The sequence below is a fragment of the Mycobacterium sp. 852002-51057_SCH5723018 genome (assembly GCF_001667035.1).
Lineage (GTDB): Bacteria > Actinomycetota > Actinomycetes > Mycobacteriales > Mycobacteriaceae > Mycobacterium.
In genome coordinates this window covers 12,868-33,741 of sequence record NZ_LZIR01000126.1, presented here as the reverse complement: position 1 = coordinate 33,741, position 20,874 = coordinate 12,868, and the positions used below count along the sequence as shown (strand labels likewise).

Annotated in this window: 21 protein-coding genes; 8 read left to right on the top strand and 13 right to left on the bottom strand. The window is 66.7% G+C overall.

Going from position 1 to position 20,874, the window contains the following annotated elements:
* Nucleotides 1-34: 34 nt before the first annotated feature.
* Nucleotides 35-1,174: an adenylate cyclase regulatory domain-containing protein gene (locus A5764_RS25710; protein WP_369807369.1), complete on the bottom strand. Its 1,140-nt coding sequence runs from the start codon at nucleotides 1,172-1,174 to the stop codon at nucleotides 35-37.
* A gap of 42 nt (nucleotides 1,175-1,216) precedes the next feature.
* Nucleotides 1,217-1,411 carry a hypothetical protein gene (locus tag A5764_RS25705; protein ID WP_067119222.1) on the bottom strand — a complete coding sequence of 65 codons (195 nt, stop codon included), beginning with the start codon at nucleotides 1,409-1,411 and terminating at the stop codon, nucleotides 1,217-1,219.
* A gap of 80 nt (nucleotides 1,412-1,491) precedes the next feature.
* Here A5764_RS25705 and A5764_RS25700 point away from each other — a divergent pair, with 80 nt between their 5' ends.
* Nucleotides 1,492-1,821, top strand: a complete 330-nt coding sequence (locus tag A5764_RS25700) for a hypothetical protein (protein WP_067119219.1) — start codon at nucleotides 1,492-1,494, stop codon at nucleotides 1,819-1,821.
* 465 nt (nucleotides 1,822-2,286) lie between these two features.
* Here the strand turns inward: A5764_RS25700 and A5764_RS25690 are convergent, their stop codons facing one another.
* A complete protein-coding gene (locus A5764_RS25690) occupies nucleotides 2,287-2,592 on the bottom strand; it encodes a hypothetical protein (RefSeq protein WP_067119214.1) in 306 nt (101 codons plus the stop codon).
* A 448-nt stretch (nucleotides 2,593-3,040) separates the two neighbouring features.
* On the opposite strand from A5764_RS25690, the gene A5764_RS25685 reads away from it, so the two are divergent.
* Nucleotides 3,041-3,325 carry a hypothetical protein gene (locus A5764_RS25685; RefSeq protein WP_067119211.1) on the top strand — a complete coding sequence of 95 codons (285 nt, stop codon included), beginning with the start codon at nucleotides 3,041-3,043 and terminating at the stop codon, nucleotides 3,323-3,325.
* A gap of 67 nt (nucleotides 3,326-3,392) precedes the next feature.
* Here A5764_RS25685 and A5764_RS25680 read toward each other — a convergent pair whose 3' ends face one another.
* Nucleotides 3,393-4,898 (bottom strand): DUF4185 domain-containing protein, encoded by a 1,506-nt coding sequence (locus A5764_RS25680; RefSeq protein ID WP_067119240.1) that lies wholly within the window; start codon nucleotides 4,896-4,898, stop codon nucleotides 3,393-3,395.
* A gap of 357 nt (nucleotides 4,899-5,255) precedes the next feature.
* Between A5764_RS25680 and A5764_RS25675 the strand changes: the two genes are divergently transcribed.
* From A5764_RS25675 to A5764_RS25660, 4 genes are all read left to right on the top strand, one after another.
* Complete coding sequence (locus A5764_RS25675; RefSeq protein WP_067119209.1) at nucleotides 5,256-6,677, top strand: MFS transporter; 1,422 nt, start codon at nucleotides 5,256-5,258, stop codon at nucleotides 6,675-6,677.
* A gap of 229 nt (nucleotides 6,678-6,906) precedes the next feature.
* On the top strand, nucleotides 6,907-8,133 hold the full coding sequence (locus A5764_RS25670; RefSeq protein ID WP_067119206.1) for an acetyl-CoA acetyltransferase: 1,227 nt from the start codon (nucleotides 6,907-6,909) through the stop codon (nucleotides 8,131-8,133).
* A 1-nt stretch (nucleotide 8,134) separates the two neighbouring features.
* Nucleotides 8,135-9,649, top strand: coding sequence for a carotenoid oxygenase family protein (locus tag A5764_RS25665; RefSeq protein WP_067119204.1), 1,515 nt, complete (start codon nucleotides 8,135-8,137; stop codon nucleotides 9,647-9,649).
* Nucleotides 9,650-9,651: 2 nt separating this feature from the next.
* Nucleotides 9,652-10,128: a VOC family protein gene (locus A5764_RS25660; protein WP_067119237.1), complete on the top strand. Its 477-nt coding sequence runs from the start codon at nucleotides 9,652-9,654 to the stop codon at nucleotides 10,126-10,128.
* 3 nt (nucleotides 10,129-10,131) lie between these two features.
* Here A5764_RS25660 and A5764_RS25655 read toward each other — a convergent pair whose 3' ends face one another.
* From A5764_RS25655 to A5764_RS25630, 6 genes are all read right to left on the bottom strand, one after another.
* A complete protein-coding gene (locus A5764_RS25655; RefSeq protein WP_067119202.1) occupies nucleotides 10,132-10,566 on the bottom strand; it encodes a hypothetical protein in 435 nt (144 codons plus the stop codon).
* Between the two features lie 55 nt (nucleotides 10,567-10,621).
* Complete coding sequence (locus tag A5764_RS25650) at nucleotides 10,622-11,395, bottom strand: VOC family protein (RefSeq protein WP_067119199.1); 774 nt, start codon at nucleotides 11,393-11,395, stop codon at nucleotides 10,622-10,624.
* 84 nt (nucleotides 11,396-11,479) lie between these two features.
* Nucleotides 11,480-11,953: an SRPBCC family protein gene (locus tag A5764_RS25645; protein ID WP_067119196.1), complete on the bottom strand. Its 474-nt coding sequence runs from the start codon at nucleotides 11,951-11,953 to the stop codon at nucleotides 11,480-11,482.
* Between the two features lie 4 nt (nucleotides 11,954-11,957).
* A complete protein-coding gene (locus tag A5764_RS25640; RefSeq protein ID WP_067119234.1) occupies nucleotides 11,958-12,146 on the bottom strand; it encodes an antitoxin in 189 nt (62 codons plus the stop codon).
* A gap of 35 nt (nucleotides 12,147-12,181) precedes the next feature.
* Nucleotides 12,182-14,584: a cation-translocating P-type ATPase gene (locus A5764_RS25635; protein ID WP_067119195.1), complete on the bottom strand. Its 2,403-nt coding sequence runs from the start codon at nucleotides 14,582-14,584 to the stop codon at nucleotides 12,182-12,184.
* On the bottom strand, nucleotides 14,581-16,161 hold the full coding sequence (locus A5764_RS25630) for a serine hydrolase (protein WP_067119192.1): 1,581 nt from the start codon (nucleotides 16,159-16,161) through the stop codon (nucleotides 14,581-14,583). The genes A5764_RS25635 and A5764_RS25630 overlap by 4 nt, the downstream gene beginning before the upstream one ends.
* A gap of 158 nt (nucleotides 16,162-16,319) precedes the next feature.
* Here A5764_RS25630 and A5764_RS25625 point away from each other — a divergent pair, with 158 nt between their 5' ends.
* Nucleotides 16,320-16,943 (top strand): hypothetical protein, encoded by a 624-nt coding sequence (locus tag A5764_RS25625; RefSeq protein WP_067119189.1) that lies wholly within the window; start codon nucleotides 16,320-16,322, stop codon nucleotides 16,941-16,943.
* Nucleotides 16,944-16,947: 4 nt separating this feature from the next.
* Here the strand turns inward: A5764_RS25625 and A5764_RS25620 are convergent, their stop codons facing one another.
* Together A5764_RS25620 and A5764_RS25615 are read right to left on the bottom strand one after the other, a co-directional pair.
* A complete protein-coding gene (locus A5764_RS25620; RefSeq protein ID WP_156664889.1) occupies nucleotides 16,948-18,066 on the bottom strand; it encodes an MBL fold metallo-hydrolase in 1,119 nt (372 codons plus the stop codon).
* 5 nt (nucleotides 18,067-18,071) lie between these two features.
* Nucleotides 18,072-18,806, bottom strand: coding sequence for an enoyl-CoA hydratase (locus A5764_RS25615; protein ID WP_067119229.1), 735 nt, complete (start codon nucleotides 18,804-18,806; stop codon nucleotides 18,072-18,074).
* A 27-nt stretch (nucleotides 18,807-18,833) separates the two neighbouring features.
* Here A5764_RS25615 and A5764_RS25610 point away from each other — a divergent pair, with 27 nt between their 5' ends.
* Complete coding sequence (locus A5764_RS25610) at nucleotides 18,834-20,327, top strand: carboxyl transferase domain-containing protein (protein ID WP_067119187.1); 1,494 nt, start codon at nucleotides 18,834-18,836, stop codon at nucleotides 20,325-20,327.
* Here the strand turns inward: A5764_RS25610 and A5764_RS25605 are convergent.
* On the bottom strand, nucleotides 20,282-20,854 hold the full coding sequence (locus A5764_RS25605) for a TetR/AcrR family transcriptional regulator (RefSeq protein WP_067119185.1): 573 nt from the start codon (nucleotides 20,852-20,854) through the stop codon (nucleotides 20,282-20,284). The genes A5764_RS25610 and A5764_RS25605 overlap by 46 nt on opposite strands.
* Nucleotides 20,855-20,874 lie beyond the last annotated feature (20 nt).

The window sequence follows — 20,874 nt, the reverse complement described above, 5'->3', positions numbered from 1 at the left end:
TCGCGAGCCGGCACCGGAATTCAGCGATCCAACACTACGCCCGAGAGACCCGGAAGAGTCGCACGCGGCCAGGCACACCCCGCAGACGGTGTGCGCCCGCTGTCGACCACACGAGACCGTCCTCCACCCCGACAGTCTTGCGTGCGGAATCGGTCACCACAACTGTGCCTGCGGGTGCGAGTCCGGTGACACGGCTGGCTATGTTGACGGGGCTGCCGTACCAGTCCCCTGCACGGCTGACGGCCAGCCCGGCGGCCACTCCTGCACGCAGCGGCGGTAAGTCGTGAGCCGCCGCGGCCTCGATGAGATCCAGGACGGCATCGATCAGCTGAACCGTATCCGTCGACACGAACATCACTGCGTCACCAACGGTTTTGATGAACCGCACCGGCGGTACGGCAATGTCGTGGGCCAACTCGGCGAGCCGGCTGGCGACGCGTTCAAGATCGTCGGGCGGCAACGACTCGCCGAGCCGGGTGAAGCCAGAAAGGTCGGCAAAAGTGACTGCGACCTGTCGAGCGCTGGGAAGCTTTCCGGTTGCGCGTTCGGCGGCGGTAATTCCCTCGGTTTCGAACATGTGCCGTAACTGCAGCATCAGTAGGTCTTCAACCATCTGCTTGAACGGGGGTATAGCTGCCCGCGCAAGCGCATCGGCCGACTCAGCAAGGTCAACCTCGCTAGCTCCGGGCGTGACCAGAATGTTGAAGGCCGGTTCGCGCATCATGGCGGCTGCGCGGCCCAGGGACTCTGCGACCACCCTGACAATGGCAGCGGCGTCGTCGGTATCGACACCGAAGTCGAGAAGATATTCGGCGCGCGCTACGGCTTGCACATCCGCCCGCGGCAGCACGGCAGCGTCGGGGTCACCAATGCGCGGCAGCCCAGCGGCGCGCTGCAGTGCCTGTAGCAGCCCCAGGTCGATCCCGGTCGCTCGCGACATTTCACGCGCGGAGATATGTACACCGTCGTCGCCCATCACCCGGTTCGCGGGCAGCAGCATCGGCGTGACTGATGCCCTGATCTCGTCGACGGTAAAGCCGCGGTCGAGCAACCATACGATCAACTCGGCCCGGTCGCGGCGCGCGTCACCCTCGAGTCCGTCGAGCAGTCCCGTTGTGCCGATGTCCCACGCCGCCATTTCGCCTTGGCGTTGATCAGCTTCTTCGCGTGGCATGACCACCTTTCGCGTTTTGCCTCTGCCGAGCATCCTGCACCACTAATAGGCCGGGAGGGAGCTAATGCATGGGGTCGACCCGTACGCGATCGCCGGGCAACAGACCCTGCTCTTGGACGCGCTCTCATCGCTGACCTCGATGTGGTCCGTAATCTCGACGTGGACGTCATTGACGTCGGCCGAGCCATCGTCGATGCGCCCCTGCTCGACATGACCCTTCGAGTCCAGGAACGACATGACTAGAGTTCGGTTGTCGAATGCCGCCGCGGTAGCAGGGTTGGACAGCACGACCGCGACCAAGATCAACCTCGCGCGCGATGCCCGCCGAGCATCGCCCGACCGCCGGCCACAAGCGTGTGGTGTTTCGGTATCTGCTGTCGCCTATTGAGATTCATGGTGACGACGCAGTGGCCGAACTCGTATGCGTGCGAAACGCTTTCACCGACAGCCCCTCCGGAGCCGTCACTCCAACCGACGAAACGCATCTCATTGACTGCGGTCTCGTCCTGCGCGCCATCGGCTATCGCGGGCGACCCATCGACGGCCTAGCCTTCGATACGTCGCGCTCGGCGGTGCCGCACGAGCAGGGCCGGGTTTTGAACGGACCCGCAGGAGATGTCGTCGCGGGGGTGTACGTCGCCGGCTGATCAAACGCGGCGCGACCGGCGGCATCGGCATGAACAAGCTGTGCGGGCAAGAAACGGCCACCTCAGTCCTCACCGACTTCGCCGCCGGCCGACTGCCCGAGCCCTCAAAGGCACGCGATGACGTGGAGGAACTGGTAGCCGCACGGGGAGGTATTCCTGTCGATGGCTCCGGTTGGCAGAACATCGACCGATCCGAACGGGCAGCGGGCGCTCAACGGGGCCGCCGGCGCGTGAAGATGGTGCGCACCGAAGATCTGCTGAGCGCCGCGACGCGGAGCCGAACGTAGCCTGCGATCACAGCAACCGGGTGATGCGGTGAGCCCTGAACCAATGGCGGACCGAAAAGACCTTCACAGCAAGGGATTCAACACATCGTCGCGTTGTACCTACTTATCAGCCTCGCCCGAAGCACCCAACGTCTCAGGTTCGCTGGCCTCGGCCGCCCGCGGATTTCGAGACAACCAGTCACTCCACCGGTGCGGAACCGGCCCCTCCGAGCAGGCGCAATCGCGCCGCAGCTATAACTTCCTCGGCTTCTGCAATTACTGCTTCTGCTGCCGCCGCCTTAGCTTCTGCCTCGGCTTCTGCTGCCGCGGCCTCGGCTGCTTCGGCGCGGCGCGCCGAGCATCCGCGTGCCTCCGCCAGCGTGTAAATCAACACGCCGGCGCAGGCTACGACGGCCACCACCGGCCCCGCTGCGGCCGTGACGACGAACGCGAATGAAAAGCTCAGGACAACGAGCCAAATAAGCCTTCTCATCATCATGGACATTAAGTCGGCTGGTACCGCATCGGCGTTACCAAGGACCCGCTATAGATCGGCGATAGGTTTGGAGTGTCCGCAGGTCGGCACTATAGGCCGCAAAATCACCGCGCTGTAGGCCCCGCCTAGCGTCCCGAAGCTAGATCCCGTCGCGTCAACGCCTGCGTAGACCTACCTACCAGCCCCTCGGGGCACACATTGGGCTAAGCGTCCGGTCGCTGTTGGAACCAGCCGGCTGGTTTTGGCGTCCCACCCGACATGGACGACATCGACCGCGAAGCAACCGCGACGAGGGCTTTGCCCCCGATGACCCCGCCGCGGTCGCGGCCCTGGCTCGGGGGCGCACCGAGCTGGCGGCAGTTGGGACGCGGCCCGTCACCCACCTCGGCACCGGGCGCAACAAGTGAAGTAGTGGACTACTCGTGCCCGCTCTCGGGGTCGCGGGAACGATCGAGCCATGAAACGCAACCTTGCACCACCCGCCCGGGCAACCTGGGTCGACGAATGGGACAACATCGGGGCAGCCGTCAGGGCATTCGACGGCCCGGAGTGGATAATCAAGCACGCCATCCGAGGTCGACGCGCCGATATCGTGGTATCAGTCATCGGGCTGCAATACGCGGACGGGCACGCTTTGCGCGAAATCATCATTGACTGCCCCGATACCCCGATCATCTCGCCAGCCGAAGCGCGAAAGCTGGGCAGGGCGCTAATCGCAGCCGCCGATTCAGCCGAGGGGTGACACTGACAGTGTTTCGGCTGATGCTTGACAGTTGTTTCGGCTGATCCTTGACAGCACAATTCCGCATCTACGGCAGCACGGTGTGCATCAACATCACGTCGTAGGCCGACCACAGCGAGAGGTTGAAGTACAGGTCCCTACCCGACGACCAGGGGTGAATCATCGGCGCATAGATGCCACCCGGCATCTGGAACGACGACACCAGCGGTTGCTCGGGGCTCCATGGTCCCTGCGGAGTCGGCGCGGTCCTGGCCACGACGTCGTTGCTGCCACCATTGGTGTACAGCACCAGGTACTGCTTGAGGTAGCTGTTGTACTGAGCCGACATCTCGCCGACCGGACCGGGCCACAGCGGCGTCGCCGCCCCCGGGTTCGCCGGCACCCAGCGCCCGCCCTCGTCGCCGTTCCAGTACTGGTACTTGGAAAGGTCCGGAAGGTAATTCGGCTGAACGCGCGACAGGAACGCCGCACCGCCGCGTCCCGACGGGGTCCCGAACTCATAGATGTAACCGTCGTTACCCTTCATGAACGCGCCCATTTGGAAGTTCTCGTTGCCCGGCGTGAATCCCATTCCCGGGATGGCGTCCGCCGACGCCGTGCGGATCGTGCTCGGGAAGATCCCCCAGTTCTGGCCGTTGTCGACCGACCTCGCGACCGCCGAGTAGTTCGTCGACCATTCCCCGTCGCGGCCCCACTGCCTGATGGACATGTAGCTCATGTACTGGGTTCGCCCCAAGGACATGCCGGCGGTCGGGATGATCCCCGTCTCGTGCGGGGCCTTGTGGATGGTGTTGACGACCTGCTTGGACAGCCCGGTTGTCCACACCGGTGAGCCCGAGTATCGGTCGTTGGGCACCCCCTCGGCGATGTGGAGGCCATGCGACAGATCGCGGTCCGAACTGCGGAACAGCGTGTTGTAGCGCCATTGCTGGCCGTGGACCTTGCAATAGCCAAACGTGTCACCAAAGGCCATCAGGACCTGACGGTTGGCGGGATCGCCGTTGTCCCAGGCGATCCCAAGGTCGGTCCCGGAGATGCCGAAACGCTCGAGGGTCTTGTTGGGCCCGTTTGTTCCGGTCACCCAGTCCACGAGCGACGTCGGCGCCCCCGCGATGTTGGCGGGCGGCGGCGGGGCGGGCTGGGGCGCCGGCTGCGGTGCGGGTTGCGGCGGAACCGGGGCGGCGTTGGGCTGCAGCTGAGTGGCGTTCGGCGACTGCGGAACACCCGGCGCGGTCGGATTGGGCCCGGGCGGCGGAACCACCCCCGCCTGCTGTTGTATCGGCGCGGAGTACCGCTGGCCCCCCGCTCCCGGCTTGAGTAACGACGAGATCAGCGGTCCCACCTTGGGCAGCGGCGCGCGGTCATTCGTATGGGTTGGCCTGCGCCCGGTCGGCGGCTGCACGACCGGTTGGGGCGCGGGCATCGCCGGCGGCGCGGCCGGGGGGTCAATGTTTGCTTCGGGCGCGCTGCACGGTGTGGCGTTCGCCAACGGCGCGGGACCCAGCGCGATCAAGAACCCGATGACCGTCGACGACGCCACCGACAGCGAAACGATCCGAGGAATCGCGGACAATGTCACACCTTTCCCAGAGCAGGCCGCCGGATTGACGTCCGCAGTTGGCTCATGTGACGATAGTGATCAGCGGGACTCATGTGACCACTGCTCAGCGGATAGGTATGCATCCGTGACCGTGTCGCAACGCATCGGTTTTCACCGCAAGGCGCGCCCGCTCACGCCGTTGCCGGCGCAGTCGAGCCTCTCCCGCACCCCTATCTGTCGTCTGCGCGACGGCGCTGAATCCGATGCGGCCAACAGGCAAACCACGCTCAAACTCTGCGTAGACGCCCTGTCAACGACTCGTCTGGCCGAGTTACGCTCCGATCCGCCAATGGCGCCTAGGGCTGGGCAGTCCGCCGAGGAGGACCTGCGATGAGTGTGCGTAACGAGCTGCAGCCCGACCCCTTCGGCGGCACCCCGTTCCTTCGGCGAGTGGTCGCCGCATCGATGGCCGGCACCGTCGTCGAGTGGTACGAATTTTTCCTCTACGGCACCGCCGCGACGCTGGTGTTCAGCAAGGTGTTCTTCCCGCACAGCGCCAGCGATCTTGACGCGATCCTGGCCGCGTTCGTGACCTACGCCGTCGGCTTTGCGGCCCGCCCGCTCGGGGGTCTGGTCTTCGGCCAGCTCGGAGATCGGTACGGGCGCAAGAAGCTGTTGCAGTTCAGCCTGCTGCTGGTGGGCGCCGCCACGGTCCTGATGGGCTGCCTGCCGACCTTCGCACAGGTCGGATACTGGGCACCCGCGCTGCTGGTGGTCCTGCGTTTCCTCCAGGGCTTCGCCGTCGGCGGCGAGTGGGGTGGCGCCGTTCTGCTCGTCGCCGAGCACAGCCCGAAGGAAAGCCGCGGCTTCTGGGCGAGCTGGCCGCAGGCCGCCGTGCCGGGCGGAAACATGCTGGCCACCGTGATACTGCTGATTCTCACGTCGACGTTGAAGGACGCGGCATTCCTCAGCTGGGGCTGGCGCGTCGCGTTCTGGCTCTCCGCGGTGGTCGTTTTGATCGGCTACTACATCCGCACCAAGGTGACCGACGCGCCGATCTTCCTCGAAGCGCAGAAAAAAGCCGAACGCTCGAAGACGACCGGCCTGGGCGCCGTCGAGGTGCTAAAGCGTTATCCGCGTGGCGTTTTCACCGCCATGGGGCTGCGCTATGGCGAAAACACCATGTACTACCTGGTGGTGACCTTCTCGATCACCTATCTGAAAGTCCAGGTTCACGCCAACACCAAGGTCATCCTGTGGTGGCTGCTGGCCGCCCATGCCGTCCATTTCGCGATCATCCCGCTGGCCGGCCGCCTCAGCGACCGATTCGGCAGGCGCCCAATCTATTTCGTCGGGGCGCTCTGCGCGTGCACCTGGGGCTTCTTTGCCTTCCCGATGATGGACAGCCGCCGCAACGAGCTCATCCTGGCGGCGGTGGTCATCGGTTTGGTGTTCCACGGAATCATGTACGCCGTGCAGCCGGCGGCCATGGCGGAGATGTTCCCCACCCGGATGCGGTACTCGGGGGTTTCGCTCGGCTATCAGGTCACCTCGATCGTGGCCGGCTCGCTTGCTCCGATCATCGCGGTTCGCTTGCTCGACACCTACAAATCGTCGGTGCCGATCTCGTGGTACCTGGCGGCTACCGCAGCGGTGAGCGCAGTGGCCGCCCTGATCGCACGCGAGACCAAGGGCATCGACTTGGCGGCCATCGACCTCGCCGACGCCCAGGCGCTAGAGCGACAAGAGGCCAAAACGGCGGGGCATCCGGACGACCCGGAGCCCACCGAGCTCGTCGAGGGAGCGGTCTAGCGCCAAGCGCGCTGGAGCAAACCGGACTACGAGATTGAGTCCGCATGTTTGTGGACCGCCCCCGACGGTAATGATCCAAGAGAGGTGAGCGCGTCGGCCGGCCTACGCGCACACCCAGGTCCCGTCGGTTCAGCCCGAGAGCCGACGGGGCCGCCCTCGTCTTAACCCCCTTGCGACGCCGCCTCGCGGATACGGGCGAACGGGCGTCATCCAGGAGTACCGTGCCGGTATGGACGGCACGTCGGGCGTGTGGATACTCGGCGGCTACCAAAGCGATTTCGCCCGCAACCTCACCAAAGAAGGCCGCGACTTCGCCGCCCTGACCGCTGAGGTCGTCGACGGCGCGCTCGCGGCGGCCAGGGTCGACGCCACCGATATGGAAGTGGTCCACGTCGGTAACGCCTTCGGCGAAATGTTCGCCGGCCAGGGTCACCTGGGTGCGATGCCCGCCACGGTCTGTGACGAACTTTGGGACACCCCCGCCTCGCGGCACGAAGCCGCCTGTGCGTCCGGCAGCGTGGCCGCACTGGCGGCGATGGCCGATTTGCGGTCCGGCGCCTACGACACCGCGCTGGTGGTGGGGATCGAGCTGGAGAAGACCATCCCCGGCGACACCGCCGCCCAACACCTCGGTGCCGCCGCGTGGACCGGGCACGAGGGGGCCGCCGCCCGCTACCTGTGGCCGTCGATGTTCGCCCAAGTCGCCGACGAGTACGACCGCCGCTACGGCCTGGATGACACCCATCTGCGCGCCATTGCGCAGCTCAACTTCGCCAACGCGCGGCGTAACCCCAACGCCCAGACTCGCCACTGGACCGTGCCCGACCCCATCACCGATGACGACGCGACCAACCCGATCACCGAAGGCCGGCTGAGGCGGTTCGACTGCAGCCCGATGACCGACGGCGGCGCTGGAGTGGTTCTGGTCAGCGACGGGTATCTGCGTGAGCACCCCGACGCCCGCCCGATCGGCCGCATCGACGGCTGGGGACATCGCACCGTCGGGCTGGGCCTGCGGCAAAAACTCGACCGCGCGCCGAACGACCCTTACGTGCTACCGCACGTTCGTGCCGCGGTCCTCGACGCCCTGCACCGCGCCCGGCTGACCCTCGACGACCTGGACGGGTTCGAGGTGCACGACTGCTTTACGCCGAGCGAATACCTGGCGATCGACCATATCGGCCTGACGGGCCCGGGCGAGTCGTGGAAGGCCATCGAAAACGGCGAGATCGAGATCGGCGGCCGGCTGCCCGTCAATCCCAGCGGCGGACTGATCGGCGGCGGACACCCGGTCGGGGCGTCGGGCGTGCGCATGCTGCTGGACGCGGCCAAGCAGGTCAGCGGTGCGGCCGGCGAATACCAGGTCCCGAATGCGAAGACCTTCGGCACCCTGAACTTCGGCGGCAGCACCGCCACCACGGTCAGCTTCGTTGTCGGCACGGCGGAAGGTGCGTGACATGGATGTTGAAATCGTCGGTAAGTTCCTGTCGACGCTGCCCGACGACGACGACCACCCCTACCGGACCGGACCTTGGCGCCCCCAGACCACCGAGTGGGACGCCGACGACCTCACCGCCGTGGAGGGAGAGATTCCGCGCGATCTGGACGGCGTCTATCTCCGCAACACCGAAAACCCGCTGCACCCGGCGCTGAAGACCTATCACCCTTTCGACGGCGACGGCATGCTGCACATCGTGGGCTTCCACGACGGAAAAGCCTTCTACCGCAACCGCTTTGTCCGCACCGACGGGTTCTTGGCGGAGAACGAGGCCGGCGAGCCCCTGTGGCCGGGGTTGGCCGAACCGGTGCAGCTGGCCAAACGCGAGCAGGGCTGGGGCGCCCGCACCCGGATAAAGGACGCGTCGAGCACCGATGTAATCGTCCACCGCGGCGTCGCACTGACCAGCTTCTACCAGTGCGGCGACCTTTACCGCGTCGACCCGTACTCGGCCGACACGCTCGGCAAGGAAACCTGGCACGGGCGCTTCCCCGTCGACTGGGGAGTATCGGCGCACCCGAAGGTCGACACTGCAACCGGCGAGTTACTGTTCTTCAACTACAGCAAGCAAGAGCCGTACATGCGTTACGGCGTGGTCGACGACGGCAACGAGCTGGCCCACTACGTCGACATCCCGCTGCCCGGCCCGCGGTTGCCGCATGACATGGCGTTCACCGAAAACTACGCGATTCTCAACGATTTCCCGCTGTTCTGGGATCCGCGCCTACTCGAACACGACGTGCACCTGCCTCGTTTCTACCCCGACGTTCCGTCGCGGTTCGCGGTGTTGCCCCGCCGCGGCGGCACCGGGGACATCCGCTGGTTCGAGGCGGATCCGACCTTCGTGCTGCATTTCGTCAACGCCTACGAGGACGGTGACGAGATCGTGCTCGACGGCTTCTTCGAGGGCGACCCGCAGCCCCTCGACACCGGAGGAACCAAGTGGGACAAGCTGTTTCGCTTCCTGGCGCTGGACCGGCTGCAGGCCCGACTGCACCGCTGGCGCTTCAACCTGGTCAGCGGCGCGGTGAAAGAAGAGCAGCTGTCGGAATCCATCACCGAGTTCGGGACCATCAACCCCGACTACGCCGCACGCAGCTACCGATACACCTACGCCGCGACCGGCAAGCCCGGCTGGTTCCTGTTCGACGGGCTGGTCAAACACGACCTGCTCACCGGCGACGAGGAGAGCATCTCCTTCGGTGACGGCGTCTACGGAAGCGAGACCGCGCTGGCGCCGCGGCTGGGCGCCGGCGGCGAGGACGACGGCTACCTGGTCACCCTGACCACCGACATGAACGCCGACGCGTCTTACTGCCTGGTCTTCGACGCCGCCTGCATCTCTGACGGTCCGCTCTGCAAACTCCAACTGCCCGAACGCATTTCCAGCGGCACGCATTCGACGTGGGCGCCCGGCGCGCAGCTGCGGCGCTGGCATACCGCGGAGTCGGCGGCCGGCGCGATTGGGCTGTGACGATGGCCCAGCGGCGCCGGACAACGCACTGGCCTCCTCAGCTTGCCTCGATCGGCGGCCTGCGCTTTGCTCGCCGATCTTCGAACTTCGCGGAGACGGTGCGGTTTTACCGCGATCTTGTTGGCCTGCCGCTCTACGAGACGTTCGAGGCCAGCTACGGCAGCAACGGCGCCATCTTCGGCCTACCGAGCTGGAACCTGACTCTGGAAATCGTTGAGTCGGCCGACCCCGTCGCGGTGGACCACCACGAACAGCTGTGTCTGTACTTCCCCGACGAGCGGTCGCAGCAGGCCGCGATCGCGCGCCTGCAGGCGGCGGGAATTTCGCCCGTCGAGCAGCATCCGTACTGGAAGGCGACGGGTGCGATCACCTACCGCGACCCGGACGCACGCGAAGTCGTGTTCGCCCCCTTCGTGTTCGGCGTCAACGAGCCCGCGGACAGCGCCAACTCCGGCATGCACGACTTCCCGCCGGCCTAGGGCCTACCGACCGGACCGACCCGACGCCAGGGCCGCGATCACCGCCACCACCGAGCACACCACCGCGCAGACCGCGCCCACCGCGCCGACGTAGAGGCCGTATTCCGCCGACACCGGCGGATTGACGTTGAGCTTGTAGTACCACACGGTCAGGGCCACGATGAGCAGCGAAATCGCCAGTGCGGCAACCGAAGCCGCTCGTACCGACAGGCCGCGGCCCACCATCGCGCCGGCCACCAGCAGCGTCGAGGACAGCAACACGATCAGCTGGCCCGCGCCGAATCCCGTCGGCAGCTCCAGGTTGCCGTGGGTGCCGCCGATGGCGCTGGCCCATCCGCCGCCGTTGACCGCCGTCGTCAGCCACGGCATCCAGGCGCTGGCCGACACGAGCAGCGCGAAAAACGCCACCAGCCACCCAGGGCGGAGCCGGCGAGTCACGGTTGCGAGATTAGCTGACTTGCCCTCGGCCGCGCGTGACCGACGCTCGGCCCGACTAGCTCTGCAACGAGGACAGGTTGAAGATGACGCCCGTCGGATCGGTGGCCGCGGCCAGCCGACCGTACGGGGTGTCCTCGGCGCCCCGCACCACGGCGCCGCCGTTGTCGGTGATCACCTGCAGCGTCTTATCGACATCCTCGGCGCCGAAGAAGATCGTCCAATTCGATGGGACGCCCTCGGGCAGGAAGCCAGCTCCATCCATTACGCCGAGCAATTGCTGATCCTCGAACCATGCTGTGGTGTACCGGAATTCGTCGGTGTCGGAAACCTGTTCGGTGCGCCAGCCGAGGACCTCGCGGTAGAAGTCGACCGCGGCGCGGTAATCGCGCGTGGTCAGCTGGTGCCACACCGGGGCGCCGGCCTCGCCGATCACCTCGAAGCCGCGGTGCTCCAACGGCTGCCACAGCCCGAAGAACGCGCACGACGGATCGGTCGCCAGGCACATATGGCCCTTAGCCGGTATCTCCATCGGCCCCATGCACACCGAGCCGCCCGCCGCCGTCACCGCGGAGACGGTCGGGTTGATGTCGGAGGTGTGAAAGTAGGTGGCCCAATTGTCCGGCGACTGCCACTCGGGATTGTTGGCCATCAGGCCGGCCACGCGGTGGCCGTTCTTGGCGGCGTTGATGTATCCGCCGTACTCGGGTCCGGCGGACTCGAACGTCCAGCCGAAGACCGTGCCGTAGAAGTCCTGGGCGCGGTCGACGTCCGACGTCGTCAGATCGATCCAGCAGGGAGCGCCCAGCGGCGCGCCATCACGGATGGGCATGGTGACCTCCTCGGTGCGTCTGGCCCCGAAAGTGGGGTTCAGACATGTTGACCGGCGCCGAGGCGAAAACTCATCGGGCCAGGGTCACTGACGGGCGCCGCCGTCGCCGTTCGTACTCGGATCGGGCTTCGTGAAGACCGTGACGAAATTCTGCAACGACTCGTTGATGTCGCCGCGCAGCGCGGCCGCGACGATCATGCCGATCGGCCCGAATAGCGCCGGGCCGCCGAGGTGCACGTCGAAGCTGACGACGGAGCCCTCGTCGGCGGGCTGAACCTTGGCCATCAGCTTGACCTTGACACCGCCGACGCCGTCGCCGTTGAGCGTCATGCCTTCCGGCGGCTTGTAGCGCACAACCGTCCATTTGATCCGGTTGTACATGCCCTTGACCTCGACGATCGACTCGACGATCGTCCCCTTCTCGATGTCGTCGGGCAGCTTGCTGCGCCACACCCGGTGGATGGTCAGCCAGTCCTTGTACCGGGACAGGTCGGAGGCATGCTTCCAGGCCACCTCGGGTGGCAGCGGTACGTCGATGGATCCGGAGAGTTTCGCCATGTGCTCAGTTCTGCTGGTCGCCCTTTGTGGCGGATTCGGCCGCCTTCCTGGCCTCCTCCTGCACCTTGTGGATGGTGTCGGAGTATTTGCCCTGCGTCTTGTCGTCGACGAATTCGCCGGCCTTGTCGATCGCAGTCTCGACCTTGTCGGCGTTTTGTGACAGCAGGTCTTTCGCTTTGTCCAGGAATCCCATGTTTGCCATTCCTTCCCCGCGGGCCTCAGGAAATCCTACTGGGGCGCCCTTACCGGCTCGCGCCACAGGCGGGGCTGTACGCCCAGCATCCTGGCGCGTATCCACCACGTCGTCTCGATCGCCGCGGCGCCCAGCACGCCGATCCCCAAGGCGGTCGACGTCACCGCAACATTCGACGGGTCGAGCAGGAACTTCTCCCGGGCCAACGGGATGCTGAAGATCACCACGTAGGCCAGCGCCGAGAAGATCACCAGCGCCACCCGCCACCACTGGTAGGGTCGCGCCGCGACCGCGAGCACCCACAGAGCGGTCACCAGCAATGTGATCAGCGCCGCCGTCGACGCTTGATCCTGTTGTTGAAAGGTGGCGTGACGGCCGTGGTAGGCCACCAGGTAGGAGACGAACGTCGCGACGCCCACTACGAGCCCAGACGGCAGCGCGGACGTCAACACCCGGCGCACAAAGCCCGTGTGAGCGCGCTCGTTGTTGGGCGCCAGCGACAAGATGAAAGAGGGGATCCCGATGGTGAACCACGCTGCGATGGTGACGTGGATCGGCTGAAACGGGTACAGCAGCGGGTCGGCCTTGAGGGGCTTGGCGACCAGGCATTCGATGCCGACGAACAGCGCCAGCAGCACCGAGTACACCGTCTTGGTCAAAAACAGGTTGGCGACCCGCTCGATATTGCCGATCACGCGCCGGCCCTCGCCGACTACATACGGCAGCGTGGCGAACCTGTTGTCCAGCAAGACGATGTCGGCCACCGCGCGCGACGCCGGGCTGCCCGCGCCCATCGCGACGCCGATGTCGGCGTCCTTGAGGGCCAGCACATCGTTGACGCCGTCGCCGGTCATCGCCACGGCGTGCCCGCGCGATTGCAGGGCGTGCACGATGGCGCGTTTCTGGTCGGGCCGCACGCGGCCGAAGGTGGTGTGGGAGTCCAGCGCTTCGGCCAGGTCCGCAGGGCCGGTGGGGAGTTGACGCGCGTCCATGGTGTCGCCACGCAAGCCGAGCCTGCCGGCGACCGCCGCGACCGACACTGCGTTGTCGCCGGAGATCACCTTGACCGAAACACCCTGCGCGGCAAAGAACTCCAACGTCTCGCGGGCGTCGGGGCGCACCCTCTGCTCCAGCACCACCAGAGCGACGGGCGTGACCCGGCCCGGGGCGTCCGGGTGATCCACGGCCACCTCGGCAGCACCCAACAGCAGCACCCGCAGCCCCCGCGCCCCGATCCGCTCGGCCTGTTCGGCTGCCGCCGAACCCGGATCGAGGAGGACGTCGGGCGCACCGATCACCCAGTTGCCGTGGTCGCCATAGCTCACCCCGCTCCACTTGGTGGCCGACTTGAAAGGCGCTGTGGCGGTGGCAATCCAGCCAGGCGGGTGGTGGAAGGTTTCGGCGATCGCCCGCATGCTGGCGTTGGGTCGCGGGTCGGCGGCGGCCAGCGCGGCCAGCACGTCGTTCACCGTTTCGGATGGCGTGGCCAATCGCTCGACGCCCGAAACCCGCATCCCGTTTTCGGTCAAGGTGCCCGTCTTGTCGGCGCAAACCACGTCGACACGGGCCAGCCCCTCGATGGCGGGCAGTTCCTGCACGAGGCATTGGCGTTGGCCGAGCCGAACGACCCCGACGGCGAACGCGACCGACGTCAGCAGGACGAGTCCTTCGGGCACCATGGGCACCAGCGCACCGACAGTCCGCAGTACGGCCTGCCGCCAGCCCGCGTGCGTGGTGAAAAATTGGGTGTAGATGGTCAGCAGACCGGCCGGTACCAATAGGTAGGTGACGAGCTGCAGAATCCGGTTAATTCCATTGCGCAGTTCGGATTTCACCAGGGTGAACTTGCTGGCCTCCTGGGCCAGCTTGGCAGCGTAGGCCTCCGGGCCGACCTTGGTGGCGCGGTAGGCGCCGATTCCGGCCACGACGAAGCTGCCCGACATCACCGCGTCACCGGCGGCCTTGGCGATCGGGTCCGCTTCACCGGTCAGCAGCGATTCGTCGACCTCCAGGTTCTCCTGCTCGACGATCGCGCCGTCGACGACGACCTGATCGCCAGGACCGAGCTCGATGATGTCGTCGAGCACGACCTCGCTGGGCATCACCGCCCGGGTTCCGGATCGCCTGCGCACCAAGGGTTTCGCCTGCCCGACGATCGCCAGTTTGTCCAACGTCTGCTTGGCCCGGATCTCTTGGACCATGCCGATGACGCTGTTGGCGACGATGAGCAGGCCGAACAGCCCGTTGATCACCGAACCCGTCGCCAGCACGATCGCCAGCAACACGCCCAGGATCGCGTTGATTCGGGTGAAGACGTTGGCCCGAACGATCGCGGCGATGCTGCGGGTGGAGCGTTCGGGAACGGCGTTGCCCTTGCCCTCAGCTACCCGCTGTGCCACCTCGGCATCGGTCAGGCCCAATGTCTTGGCAAGGGTCATCGGGTGAAGGTCCCCAGCTTGTCTGAGTCAAAGTACTCCAGGTTCAAAGTGGCGCCGGCGAAGGTGGCTTTCGAAACCGTTCCCGGTGGGGCGTTTTCGTCTGTCGGCGTGAATGTGAAGGTGTCACCGTCCCAGTGCGCCAACGTGAAGGTGCGGTTCTTCGGCCCGAGCGACAGCTGCAGCGCGCCGTCACGTTCGGCCACGACGGCCGGTCCCCAGTAGTCGTTGGCGTACACGCCGGTGTAGTCGCTCAGCGCTTTGGCCGGCGCCGGGTTGGCCGGGGGTTGCCTGCCGACCAGCGAACCTACCGGGTTGTTCATCCAGCCGATCGCCTGCTTGTACAGGTCAGCCCACTTTTCCCGAACCTGGCCGTACTGGACCAGATCCATGAATTCGGCGGTCAGCGTCTCCGGCACGCCGATGGGTGCGGCGTTGGTCAACGCGATAATTCCCACGTCCTCCGACGGCATCACCACGAAGTTTGTCGCCTCACCCAACGCGAAGGCCCCAGAATGGCTGTACTCGGTGCGCCCCGAGGAGCTCACCGACACGTTGAAGCCGTAACCGTAGAAGCCGGAACGCGCGTTCGGTGTCGTCGCGGGAGCCGAGACGACCTGTGCGGTGGTCGCAGGCAGCAGTGCTTCCGGCGCCGCAATGCGCTGTCCGTTGTAGGTTCCATTGCCCAGCAGCATGAGCAGCCAGCGCGCCATGTCGTTGACCGACGAACTCACCCCACCCGCGGGTGACTGTGGATCCGGCTCGCGTTGAAAGCGCGGCTCCCATTTGTCTCCGACCTTGACGTGGTTGACCGCGTGGTCGGGCCGAGCGACGAAGTCGGCGAAGCGCGAACTCGTGGCCGCCATCCCCAGTGGGTGGTACAGCACCTCGTCGGACAGGTCTTCCCACGGCTTGCCCGCGGCGGCCGAGACCGCCTCGGCCGCGGCGGTTACCCCGAAGTTGGTGTAGGCGTAGCTGTTTCGGAAGGGAGCTAGCGGCAGGTACTTCAGCCGTTCGAGCGTCTGCCGGCGGTCGTAGCCCAGTTCCTCCAGCTTGTCACCGGCGTGGTCGGGCAGCCCGGAACGATGCGAATACAGGTCCGCGATGGTCAGATGGCCGGTGACATAGGGATCGTCCAGCGCGAACCACGGCAGCTTGGACACCACGGGCGTTTCCCAGCTGACGGCGTTCTGGCTGACTTCGTGTGCCACTACCGCCGCGCCGACCGATTTCGACACCGACGCCAACTGGAAGACGGTGTCGGCGTCGACCTTGTTGTCTGGCTTGTCGCCTCTGCTTGCGTCTCTGACGCCGAACCCCTTGGCATACATTGTCTTTCCGCCGTGGACAACGGCGACGGCCATGCCCGGAATACCGGAGCTTTTCATCAGGTCACCGACTAAGCCGTCGACCTTGGCTATGGCGTCGTCGAGCCGGCCGGCGGGGATCGCCAGGCCCGACACCTCGTTGGGCGGCGCATCTGACGACGGCGGCGGCGGACCGGACACCGGTTGGGCCGGCGCGCATCCTGCCAACGCAAGCAGAGCAACGACAGCGGCGGTTGCCGCGCGTCTCGTCATGGCCGCACACTTTAGCGTGGCGACGATGCGCGCCGGAATAACAACCCGTTTACGTCGAGGACTCCCCGACGACACGAGGTAACGCCACATTAACTGGAGGAGGGGGCGGCGAAAGATACTCGATACGGACGATTTGCCGTTCCGAGGGGGTGCCGCACATGACCATCGACAATCCCTTTTGGGAGGCGGTCAAGGATTGCGTTGAGCCCGACAGTTTCCGCTGCAACCCGGTGGTCGGCGAATTCCGGCTGGACCGGTCCGTGGAGGAGAGCATGGCCCGCGCGCCGAATCGACAGCTGTTGGCCAGGAAGTACTGCTGGACGATCCCCGACCCCGACACCGTGACGTTTGTGGCCGAGCACGCACACGGCGGGCTGGTCGATCCGATCGCGGGCACCGGCTACTGGGCCTACCTGCTCGGCCAGCTCGGCGTGGACGTCGTCTGCTACGACCTCAACCCAGGCGCGACACTGATCACCAACGGGTGGCACGGCGACGACCTCTATGCCGAGATCTGCGCGAAGGACTGCGCCGAAGCGGCCGCGTTGCACCCCGAAAGGACGCTACTGCTTTCGTGGCCGCCGCATGGCCAGGATGTCGGCGCACGAACGGTGTTGGCCTACAAGGGAAGTCGCGTCATCTACGTGGGCGAAGGCCGCGGCGGTGGCACGGGTGACGATCAGCTGCATTCGATCCTCGATACGCACTGGACCGAAGTCGACTCCCGCCGGCCGGTTCAGTGGTGGGGTCAACGCGACCGCCTGACGGTGTACACGCGCTGAAAATCTACAGCCGCCACCACGGGTTGAATCGGCGTGGGGCCGCGGGATCGATACGCTGACCCGGTGCGGGCACCACCACGTTGACCCCGGCGGGCTCGGCCGCCGAGAGCAGGCGTTCCACCGGTTCTGCCCACGGATGGGGCGCCAGCCGGAAGGTGCCCCAGTGGATCGGCACCAGCAGTCCCGAGCCCGACTCGGTGACGTCCAGATGCGCCCGAACCGCCTCCTCGGGGTTCATGTGGATGTCCGGCCACGCCGTGTTGTAGGCGCCGATGGGCAGCAGCGTCACGTCGAACGGCCCGTGGTCGTCGCCGATCTCCAAGAAGCTCTTGGTGTAGCCGGTGTCGCCGCCGAAGTACGCGCGATGACTCGGACCGATGAACGCCCACGATGCCCACAGCGTGTTGTTGCGGTCCAGGAAGCGGCCCGAAAAGTGCCGTGCCGGCATGCAAATCACGGTGAGTTCGTCGAGCTTTGCGGCCTGATGCCAGTCGAGTTCGACGATGCGATGCTCGGGAACTCCCCACGCGCGCAGGTGGGCGCCGACACCTAGCGGGACGAAGAACGGGGCCCGTTGGGTGAGGGCCAGTGCCATCACCGTGTCGATGTCGAGGTGGTCGTAATGGTCGTGGCTGATCACCACCGCATCGACGGCCGGCAGGCCTTCAAGCTGCACCGGCGGCGGATGCAGCCGCTGTGGACCGACGATGTCCGACGGAGAGCATCGGTCACTCCACACCGGATCGGTGAGCACGCGGTAACCGTCGATCTCCAGCAGTGCCGTCGAGTGGCCGAACCAGCTGACGGCGAGCCGGCCGGGCTCAACGTCGAAGATTTCCGGCGCGGCCAAAGGGATCGGCGCCTTGGGCCGGCTGCCGCCGCGATTGCCCGCCAATTCCCACAGGATGAGCCGCAATTGCTCGCGATCCATCTTGTAGATCGAGGCGGGCTCGAGGTTGACGAACACGCCGTCGGAATAGTGCGGCGATCCCTGTGTCACCGCCCGGATCGACGCGGGAGACGCACCGAGTGCGGCGGGCGCGCCGTGCAGCGCGCGCACCAACCAGCTACCGGCCGCCAGCGAGGCCGTGCCGGCGGCCAGTCGCAGCGCCCCCTGCAGCATGACCGTCAGGCCCCCTGGAACCTCGGAGGCCGCTTCTCGATGCGGGCGACCTGCGCTTCGATGACGTCCTGGCTGGACCAGGCCTTGTCGAACAGCTCCTTGTGCACCGGCCAGGCTTCCTCGATGGCGCCGTCGTCGTTGAGGACCCGCTTGGCGTGCTGGATCGCCAACGGTGCCAGGCCGGCGACCTCGGCGGCCCAGGCCTGGGCGTCGGCCAGCGTCCCGATGCGGTTGGCCATTCCGGTCTGCAGCGCAACGTCGGCGCCGAGCTTCTCCGCGGTCAGCAGCATCGCCCGGGCCCGCCCGTGGCCGACCAGCGAAGACAATCGGCGGATACTCCAGTTATCAAGGGCCAGACCATATTTCGATGTTGGGAACTGGAAGAACGCGTCGGGGGCGACGACCCGTAGGTCACATTGCATGGCCAGCTGCAGACCGGCGCCGATGGCGGGGCCGTTGATGGCCGCGATCACCGGAATGGGAACCGCGTCCATGACCTTGTGCAGCTCGATGAGCCGGTCGGGATAGTCTGCGGCGAACGCGTCTCCGCTGAGGTCCGCGCCCGCGCAGAACACCGTGCCCTGGCCGGTAAGCACGACGACGCGGGTTGACCCGTCGTCGCCCGCCTTGGCGATGGCCTCGCGCAGCTCGTCGACGAGCTCGGAGTTGAGGGCATTGCGGCGCTCGGGGCGCTGCAGCTCTATGGTCATGACGGCTTCGTCCTGGGTGACACCGATCATGATGCCCACCCTATATAGCCTCGTCGGGTGACTCGCATTACGACTGAACAGCTGCAGGATGCGGTGCTCGACGAAGGCTCTTTCGTCAGCTGGGACAGCGATCCGCTGCCCCTACCGGTGTCGGAATCCTACGCGCGGGAGCTGGCCGACGCCCGGGCCGCCACCGGCCTCGACGAAGCCGTGGTCACCGGCGAGGGACGCATATTCGGGCGCCGTGTGGCCATGGTGGTCTGTGAGTTCAGCTTCCTGGGTGGGTCGATCGGGGTGGCCGCGGCCGAACGGATCACCGCCGCGGTCGAACGGGCTACCGCCGAGCGGCTGCCGCTGCTGGCCTCGCCGAGCTCCGGCGGCACCCGCATGCAGGAGGGCACGGTCGCCTTCCTGCAGATGGTGAAGATCGCCGCGGCCGTGCAACTCCACAAACGAGCGCACCTGCCCTACCTCGTCTACCTGCGCCATCCGACCACCGGTGGGGTGTTCGCGTCATGGGGCTCGCTGGGCCACGTCACCGTCGCCGAACCGGGCGCCCTGATCGGCTTCCTCGGACCCCGGGTGTACCAGCTGCTGTACGGCGAACCATTCCCGGCCGGCATTCAGACCGCGGAGAACTTGCAACGGCACGGGGTGATTGACGGCGTCGTCGCGCTTGACGAGCTGCGCCGCACGGTCGATCGGGCGCTGACGGTGATCGCCGACCCGCCCGGGCCGCCCCGTGGGCCGAGCCGACCCGAGCCGACGCCGGACGTGCCGGCGTGGGATTCCGTCGTGTCGTCACGGCGGCCCGACCGGCCCGGCGTCGGCTATCTGCTGCGACACGGTGCCACCGACCGGGTCCTGTTGTCGGGCACCGGCCAGGGGGAGGCGGCGACGACGCTGTTGGCGCTGGCCCGCTTCGACGGCCAGCCCGCGGTGGTGCTGGGCCAGCAGCGAATCACGGGGGGTCTCGTCGGACCGGCGGCCCTGCGCGAGGCGCGGCGGGGCATGGCGCTGGCCGCCGAGCTGCGCCTGCCGCTGGTGCTGCTGATCGACGCCGCCGGACCGGCGTTGTCGACCGAAGCCGAGGAGGGCGGCCTGGCCGGCCAGATCGCCCAATGTCTGGCCGAGCTCGTCACTCTCGATACGCCGACGGTGTCGGTGCTGCTGGGCCAGGGCAGCGGCGGACCGGCGCTGGCGATGGTCCCCGCCGACCGGGTGCTGGCCGCGCTGCACGGCTGGCTGGCGCCGCTGCCGCCGGAGGGCGCCAGCGCGATCGTCTTCCGCGAGACCGCCCACGCCCCCGAACTCGCTGCGGCCCAAGGCATTCGGTCGGCCGACCTGCTGGCATCCGGGATCGTCGACGCCATCGTGCCGGAGCATCCCGACGCCGCCGACGAACCGGCCGAGTTCTCCCAACGACTCTCGCGCGCTATCGCCGCCGAGGTACACGCGCTGCGCGAGCTACCGGCCGCCGAACGGATGGCCGCACGCTTGCAGCGCTACCGGCGCATCGGGCTGCCCTCATCGTCGGGCAGCCCGAGGTAGCGCTCGATCGTCGGGCCGAGCCACTCGACAACCTCGTCGCGGCTCATCTCGACGACGGGCGGTAGCCGTAACACGAAGCGGCATAACGCCATACCGAGGATTTGGGTGGCGATCAGCCCCGCCCGCACGCCGGCCTCCTCGGCCGGCACCAGCTTGGCGACCAGCGGTTGCAGTTGGGTCCCGAAGATTTCCTGCATCCGTTGCGCGGCTTCGACGTTGGTGGCGCTGGATCGCAACAGGATCACCAGCGCCTCGTCGCCCTCCCAGCGCTCGAGAAAGTGCCGAACCACCGAGCGTCCTACCTGCGCCCGGCCGTTCGCCGCGAAGTCGGGAAATCTGAGGTCGAACTCCGCCGCGGCGGCGAACAGCTTGTCTTTGCTGCCGTAGTAGCGCATCACCATCGCGGGGTCCACCCCGGCGTCGGCGGCGATCGCCCGAATGGTGGCGGCCTGGAAGCCTGCGGTGCCGAACCGCTCGCGGGCGGCCGCCAGGATGGCGGCTTTGGTCTGCTCCGAAGATCTCCTCATGTCAACAATTGTAGGCCAAC